The sequence below is a fragment of the Desulfonatronovibrio magnus genome (genome assembly GCF_000934755.1).
In the GTDB taxonomy this organism is placed as follows: Bacteria; Desulfobacterota; Desulfovibrionia; order Desulfovibrionales; family Desulfonatronovibrionaceae; genus Desulfonatronovibrio; species Desulfonatronovibrio magnus.
This window is the reverse complement of record NZ_JYNP01000116.1, coordinates 1-6,746: the sequence shown is the minus strand read 5'-3', so window position 1 is coordinate 6,746 and position 6,746 is coordinate 1. Positions and strand designations below refer to the sequence as shown.

Below are 6,746 nucleotides of genomic sequence, written 5' to 3'. Positions count from 1 at the left end.
AGCAGACTACGGATGTTTTTGAATATCCTGAGGACTTTGATCCTGAAGAAAAGCTGTCCCTGGCTTTTGACATGGTTTATGATGATCCCATTGAGCTGGAAGTTGTGTTTTCCCCAAGCCAGGCTAAGTACATCAAGGAAAGGCAGTTTTCCCCAAAACAGAACATTGAAGATAATCCAGACGGCAGTGTTACTCTGAAGATGACTACATCTGGATGGTTTGATGTTAAAAGGTGGCTGTTGGGGTTCGGGGCTACTGCCAGGGTGGTCAAGCCTGAAGAAATGAGGCAGGCAATCTTGGCGGAAATGAAAAACGCAATCAACAAATACGAAACTGCAGGTTAAAAAATATGTGTGGATACTGCATTGAAACTGCAATGCTCGATCTTCTGGAGCAGGAGGTCAGCACTGGCAGACCGGATAAAGATGAAGAGGTTTCACCCCTGTTTGAATCTATTACTCAGGAAACCAATTTTCTGATGCATAGCCTAAAGCTGGCCAGAAAGTTCCATATGATGGATGAAATATTTTATGTAGCGCACTGCAGGGCTATTGAAGAAATCGTCCATCACCCGCATAAGGCCATGAAGGACGGTCTTCCTCAGATAGCCCTTATCAAACATCTGCATGGTTACAAGAGATTTATTTCAACAAGGTTTGCTGATCAGGAGTTTGTCAGCTGGATGCCTGATCCTGCATGGATGGCCCTTTATCATATGGGGTTTGTGTTTTCTTCTGATATGTGGACTGAGTTTTTATCAAGGGAAGATTTGCTGTTGGAAAGTGCTCGTCTTCTGGAAAAATACAGCCTGTGGTGGCTGCAGGGCCATGAGCAGACCAAAAACGATCTAAACGCAAGAATGGAAGAGACAGGCGTACTTGATCCCATTGAAGATATTGCTGAACTGGACTGGGCGAGATTTTACGATCTTTATCCAGCCCTGTATTTTGCCATGCATTACTGCAGCAGACACTCTCCGGATCTGCCGGTACTGAAAAGTATAGCCCTGGAGCGTCCCAACGGGGTTCCTGGCTTTCCAGGATATGATCTTTGGCTGGCCAGAAAGTCCCTGGTCTTGGCGATTAGGCACTATGGGGTTGATTTTCTGCTGGACAATATCAGTGAAGAGTTACCCTTGAGCAGGGTCTATTATGCCTTTTTGAGGCTTGAATCTGTCAGGAATGCCACAGACCGGATTATTGAAAGATTCAATATGGTTCTTGAAAATGATGATCCATGCGGAGAATTCAGAGATGATGTTGATAATTATACCATCAGCATGCTCAGGTTTAGAATGCATGAACATATTCAATAATGAATATGGTCTCGTAACCGTTCCAGAGCTGAAAAGTCACGCCATGGCCGAGCTACTTCCGCATTAAGTGTTTTGGGCATAGGAATTATTTGTATTTGTCAGCTTATGATAATTCTGTAGACTGGCAAATCAAGACTTGACAATTCAGGCAGGTTTGGACTCATGTCAGAGCATGCATGTGGTCTCCAATATTTATTTTAGCTCTTGTATATCTGGGCAGTCAAAAGTTTTTTTTCTAATCTTCTGTTTTTATTGGCTTTTTTGGCAGATCAAAATATCTTTTGGTCCAGACCAAGTATCTATGCAAATTTATTGAATTTATTTCTTACAACCAAGAACGAAGAACCAAGAACTTTGAACTCTCAAGTGTATATCATGTTGGGAGCATTACGAGTTTTTTGAAAATGAATGGGGACAGTCCCGAAGCCAGGGACAGTCCCCGTGCCATGCCGTAGTTTATAACTTTTTACACAAAGATTGCCTTAACACACCCTATTCATATTTTGTTTTCAAAAAACTCGTAATGCTCCCATCATGTTGGCTGGAATGATACATATAAAACTTGTAATAACTTGTTATGCCAAATAAATATTGTCATTACTGATACAGCATGTGTAGCTGCAATTATAAAAGATAATGATTACAATGCTTTTAACATACGTAATAGTTTAGCCCTTTTTTAGGGAAGCAGGGGACAGGCACCCCAGCCCTTGTTTGTTGTTGATGAACAAAAACAGACTTAATCAAACAAGGGCTGGGAGAGCCAGTCCCCGTGCAACATGCAAATGGCTAAACTATTACTAACATACAATGTTTTGGCCCGGTAGGCAGACATAATAGCAATACAGTTCCCTTTAACATCTAAACTAATGCGGAGGAGATTTCAATGCCTGCAATATCAATGTTTTACGGGATTATCGTTTATTTGTACTTTAAGGATAACAAACAACACAAAAGTCCACATATCCATGTAAGATATCAGGAGTACGAAGTGGTTGTTTCTATTCCGGAAGGGGATGTCTTGGAAGGGAATATTCCGAAATCAAAGATGTAACTACTTCAAGCATGGATTGAACTCCACAAGGATGAGCTTGTCGCCAACTGGGAACTTGCCGTTTCAGGGCAGCAACCTTATAAAATTGAGCCATTGAGGTAAAATATGAATCCAAGAATTAAACAAGTCATACCAAGAGATGATTATAAACTGCTGCTGTTTTTTACAAACGGAGAGAAAGGAGTTTATGATTGTTTGAATTTGCTTGATTTCGGAGTTTTTAGAGAGCTTCAGGATAAAAACTATTTCAAATTAGCGAAGGCATTGCATGGCACAGTTGTATGGCCGCATGAGCAGGATATATGCCCCGATACGCTTTATGTTGATTCAGTAAAAGAAAACGCCTAACACGGTGCTCTAGCCGAAGCCGGTTTCGCTCACGCTCAACCGGCTCGACTGAGCGTGGCGTTGGGCACAAAAATAATGAAACCTATGCAAAAAGACAGCACCATGATTTGTATTGACCAGGTCCATCCTGATGAGACGGAGGTATTGCTGAATCTGTATATTGACCTCTTTTATGGTCGGGAGCCTCTGACGAAATATCTTGGTTTAAGCAAGGATCGCATGATTTCATTTGCGAGAAGCATGTACGGTAAAGAGGATAGCAATCCAGTGTCTAAGGGGTTTTGCTGGGTGGCACGGGATCGTCATGTTGCGAACAAGGAAGTCGGGTTTATCGTGTGTGATGATCCGGTTGTGGAGGGCAATCATCAGGTTCCAGAAGATATTTCCGAAAAGGAGAAGGAAGTGTTTTCAGCCGTGATGTCGTTAATGGAAGAGCTCCGCAAGCCCGTATATGATCGGATAGGATCGGAAGCGGGCAAATGCCTGCATGTAGCAGCTGTGGGGGTGGCTCCGGGTTACGAAGGGAAAGGGATCGCAACAAAACTTTTGCAAACAGCCCTTGAACATGCAACTGCCCGGGACTTCACCCTTGTATTTTCGGAGTGTACGAGCATGGGTTCACGACAATGTCATGAAAAAATCGGGTTCCAGTGCCTTCATTCCGTACCTCTAAGAGAGTTTTCCGTGGACGGGGAACGACCTTTTGCGCAGAACAATCTGCACATTTACCTGCTGTGGAAAGATCTGTCGAAGAGGGCAGGCTAATCCCTATGTGCCTAACCAGGCCATGTGCCGGATACCAAAATCATCGCTTCTGCAGGGTTTTGCCACCGGTGTTGGGCGGCATTATACTCAGGCTATCCTTCATTAATCTGTTCAGTTTTTTTGAAGACTGCTGGCGGGGGAATAAGACTTGACAATTCAGGCAGGTTTGGACTTCTCACAAAACTGCATGTAGTCTTCAATTATGAAAAGCAAAAAATATAGCCATGGCTCTCATCATTTTTTTGGCAAAAGGGTAGACAAAGACTATCGGACTGGAGTTAACTCTGTGCCAAAACTGCGGGCATAATTTCTTATGTGCAGTTCTTGCAGGATTACTTCTTCGTATTTTACAACTTTTTGAGCTGTTTTTGCGTGGTCATCAATATATATTTCTAAAAATTGGCTTTCTTCCCAGAAGTCAAGAAGTTCATCATCAGCCAAAGATTTAATCTGTTCTTCTAAGGGGTAATTATCAGGGTGACGCAAATAGTAAGCCATATTGTGAGTATTCCTCCAATTTCGTGCAGTCTTGAAAAATAAAGTTTTGATCGTCTGTAACTGTTCCGAAAGCAAAGTGACCTTATCTACTCTTATCAATAATTTTTTGCAACTTTTTTCATGCTTGAAAAAATAATTAAAAGGTCTTAAATGTATTGTTGAAAGTGTTTTGCATTATTATGGAGAGCTTTTGACTTAGAAGCTCCTCACCCGGGCGGACCGGGACCGAACGTGTGAGTAACTGTCTTTATAGTGGAGCCTGCATCCTGCAGGCTATTAAAGATCAGGCGGCTGGAAGCCGCCTCCACATTGAAGAGCTGTCACTTTTCTGGAAATTGGGACAGTCCCCGCGAGGTACTATAAAAAAGTTTGATGCTGCATTGGTCCCTGGAAGAAATTGGCTTTAATGACAAAATTTACACAGCGAGGGACAGTCCCTGTGCCAGGCTCAAAGTTCCCATCTTTGACGGAACTTTGCTGGCAAATGTACATGAATCATAAGCAAAAATCATAAAAATGTGAAAATTGTAACCATTTGAATTTATTAGCAAAACGATTCTAGTTACTTGTAAGCTCCTCACCCGGGCGGACCGAGAGCGAACCTGCGAGTAACTGTCTTTAAAGTGGAGCCTGCATCCTGCAGGCTATTTAATTCCAGGCGGCTGGAAGCTGCCTCCACCTTGAAGAACAGTCCCATATTTGGAAATTGGGACAGTCCCCGCGAGGGAGCCTAAGCGACCGAAGCAATCTGTATGATAAAACCATAATGCTTTGAATTTATTACCAATTTAGTTTTAGTTACTTAGCAGTCTGAATTATCAAAATGGCTTGAACTACAGGAGATGTTACATGGAAAATGGAGTACGAAAAAAGGATGCTGAACTCTTACAGCTGGTAACATTCAGTATTGGCGGAGAAGAATTTGGAGTTGAGATACTGACTGTACAGGAAATTATCCGCATGCTGGAAATTACCCGTGTTCCCAAGGCTCCTGATTTTGTTGAAGGTGTGATCAATCTGCGCGGAAAAGTAATCCCCATTATTGATTTGCGCAAAAGATTCGGTCTTGAGTCAAGGGTTCATGACAAAAATACCAGAATTGTTGTCATTGAAATAAATAAAATGATTGTAGGATTTGTGGTTGATTCAGTGTCTGAAGTTTTGCGTATCCCGGCTGACACTGTGGAGCCTCCACCTCCTGTGGTAGCTGGACTTGATTCTGAATACATCAGTGGTGTGGGCAAACTGGAAGACAGGCTGTTGATCCTTCTTGATCTGGACAGATTGCTCAGCAGAGAAGAAAAGAGTGTTCTGAGTCAGGTATAGTTGAGGGCTTGATTTTTCAACAAGGAGCCTGGAAAAAATTGTTTGAGGTGGTACAGATCAAGATCTGTTGTACTCCGGCACTTCATGACGTTTCTTTTGCAGGATGTTATCTTTTCATGCTGTCCGGCATGGGTACAGCTATAACGACTCCTTGAGCAGTAATAATATTTTCGACGAAAATCTCAACTTTTACTTTAACTTTTCTGCGATGAAACTCCTGGGCCATTCCTCGAATTTCAAGCTCGATGCCAAGGGGTGTGGGTTTTAAGAAGTCCACGTTAAGGGCTGCAGTTACGTATCGCTTGAGGCGATGTTTTTCACTGTCTTTTTCAGCTGCAGCCCTTGCTGAAGCTGTAGCTATTCCGTGGCAGTCAATAATCGATGCAATTAGTCCCCCATAAACATAGCCAGGCAAGGCTATATGTTCATCTCTCGGGGTGAACCTTGCCAGAGCCTGCTGACCGTCCCACCAGCTTTTTATTCTCAGTCCCTCAGGGTTTTCTTTTCCACATCCATAACAATGACAGTATTGTTGAGGATAATTGTCCTGTATGCAAAATTTTGTCATTTAATGTACAACTCCTTGATATTTCATAAAATAAATTTGTAGCTATCCCTGCCACATTTCGACTATTTCAACCACCTGACAGGCCCTTTCAATTTGAACATCAATGTATTCATGGTTTGGTGATTCACCCACAAGTATAGTTTTCATTTTCAGATTTTTGGCTGTTTTCAGATTTTCCGGTAAATCATCAATCATTACGCAGTCATGTCCTAAAACATCCAGCCTGGCGAGTATATTCATGTATGGTTCAGGGAAGGGCTTGGGTTTAAAGGATGCCACCCGGACATCAAATATATCTTCAAAAAGATCCAGCACACTTAGAGCGGACAGAACATTTCGCGCATGGTTGCTGGAACCGTTGGTGAAGATGACTTTGGGAAAAGCTATTTGCTCCAGGGCCTTTCTCAACTGAATATTGGGTTTAAGCAGGTGGGTTAGATCAACATCATGGACATACTCAAGATATTCTTCAGGATTAACCTGGTAATGAATCATAAGTCCATTGAGGGTGACACCGTATTCCTGCCAGTAAAATTTGCGTAATGAGTCCACACTTTCTTCCGGGATGCCCACATACTCGGTCATGTATCTGTTGATTCGTTCATCTATCAGGGGAAAGACATTAAGTTCTTGGGGATACAGGGTGTTGTCCAGATCGAATATAAATTTTTTCATGTTCCAGCCTTAAGGTTTACTTGATTGTATGGAACCTGTATGAAAAAGTCCATTGTTTTAAATGACTCATTTGTAGCTGCTTTATCCTGGCGGTCCGGGACTGAACCTGTGAGTAGCTGTCTTTATAGTGGAGCCTGCATCCTGCAGGCTATTAAAGATCAGGCGGCTGGAAGCCGCCTCCACATTGAAGAGCTGTC

The 6,746-nt window shown here is 42.6% G+C and carries 9 protein-coding genes; 6 read left to right on the top strand and 3 right to left on the bottom strand.

What is annotated here, in order from left to right:
- From LZ23_RS11140 to LZ23_RS11120, 5 genes are all read left to right on the top strand, one after another.
- Positions 1-344 (top strand): helix-turn-helix transcriptional regulator (locus tag LZ23_RS11140; protein ID WP_045214206.1); only part of this gene is annotated, 344 nt, incomplete at its 5' end.
- A gap of 5 nt (positions 345-349) precedes the next feature.
- Positions 350-1,315, top strand: a complete 966-nt coding sequence (locus tag LZ23_RS11135) for a hypothetical protein (protein WP_045214204.1) — start codon at positions 350-352, stop codon at positions 1,313-1,315.
- Between the two features lie 886 nt (positions 1,316-2,201).
- Positions 2,202-2,369 (top strand): DUF4160 domain-containing protein, encoded by a 168-nt coding sequence (locus LZ23_RS24635; protein ID WP_198145971.1) that lies wholly within the window; start codon positions 2,202-2,204, stop codon positions 2,367-2,369.
- A gap of 105 nt (positions 2,370-2,474) precedes the next feature.
- A complete protein-coding gene (locus tag LZ23_RS11125) occupies positions 2,475-2,717 on the top strand; it encodes a DUF2442 domain-containing protein (protein WP_045214203.1) in 243 nt (80 codons plus the stop codon).
- 75 nt (positions 2,718-2,792) lie between these two features.
- Complete coding sequence (locus LZ23_RS11120; RefSeq protein WP_157493201.1) at positions 2,793-3,482, top strand: GNAT family N-acetyltransferase; 690 nt, start codon at positions 2,793-2,795, stop codon at positions 3,480-3,482.
- 264 nt (positions 3,483-3,746) lie between these two features.
- On the opposite strand, the gene LZ23_RS11110 is transcribed toward LZ23_RS11120, so the two are convergent.
- On the bottom strand, positions 3,747-3,980 hold the full coding sequence (locus LZ23_RS11110) for a hypothetical protein (RefSeq protein ID WP_045214197.1): 234 nt from the start codon (positions 3,978-3,980) through the stop codon (positions 3,747-3,749).
- Between the two features lie 849 nt (positions 3,981-4,829).
- On the opposite strand from LZ23_RS11110, the gene LZ23_RS11105 reads away from it, so the two are divergent.
- Complete coding sequence (locus LZ23_RS11105) at positions 4,830-5,306, top strand: chemotaxis protein CheW (protein ID WP_045214195.1); 477 nt, start codon at positions 4,830-4,832, stop codon at positions 5,304-5,306.
- 106 nt (positions 5,307-5,412) lie between these two features.
- On the opposite strand, the gene LZ23_RS11100 is transcribed toward LZ23_RS11105, so the two are convergent.
- Positions 5,413-5,874, bottom strand: coding sequence for a PaaI family thioesterase (locus tag LZ23_RS11100; protein WP_045214193.1), 462 nt, complete (start codon positions 5,872-5,874; stop codon positions 5,413-5,415).
- A gap of 42 nt (positions 5,875-5,916) precedes the next feature.
- Positions 5,917-6,549 (bottom strand): pyrimidine 5'-nucleotidase, encoded by a 633-nt coding sequence (locus tag LZ23_RS11095; protein WP_045214191.1) that lies wholly within the window; start codon positions 6,547-6,549, stop codon positions 5,917-5,919.
- Positions 6,550-6,746 lie beyond the last annotated feature (197 nt).

What these genes read in the sequence shown, in the direction of transcription:
- LZ23_RS11135 (WP_045214204.1), top strand. Translation starts at nt 350, where the DNA reads ATGTGTGGATACTGCATTGAAACTGCAATGCTCGATCTTCTGGAGCAG.
- LZ23_RS24635 (WP_198145971.1), top strand. Translation starts at nt 2,202, where the DNA reads ATGCCTGCAATATCAATGTTTTACGGGATTATCGTTTATTTGTACTTT.
- LZ23_RS11125 (WP_045214203.1), top strand. Translation starts at nt 2,475, where the DNA reads ATGAATCCAAGAATTAAACAAGTCATACCAAGAGATGATTATAAACTG.
- LZ23_RS11120 (WP_157493201.1), top strand. Translation starts at nt 2,793, where the DNA reads ATGAAACCTATGCAAAAAGACAGCACCATGATTTGTATTGACCAGGTC.
- LZ23_RS11110 (WP_045214197.1), bottom strand. Translation starts at nt 3,980, where the DNA reads ATGGCTTACTATTTGCGTCACCCTGATAATTACCCCTTAGAAGAACAG.
- LZ23_RS11105 (WP_045214195.1), top strand. Translation starts at nt 4,830, where the DNA reads ATGGAAAATGGAGTACGAAAAAAGGATGCTGAACTCTTACAGCTGGTA.
- LZ23_RS11100 (WP_045214193.1), bottom strand. Translation starts at nt 5,874, where the DNA reads ATGACAAAATTTTGCATACAGGACAATTATCCTCAACAATACTGTCAT.
- LZ23_RS11095 (WP_045214191.1), bottom strand. Translation starts at nt 6,549, where the DNA reads ATGAAAAAATTTATATTCGATCTGGACAACACCCTGTATCCCCAAGAA.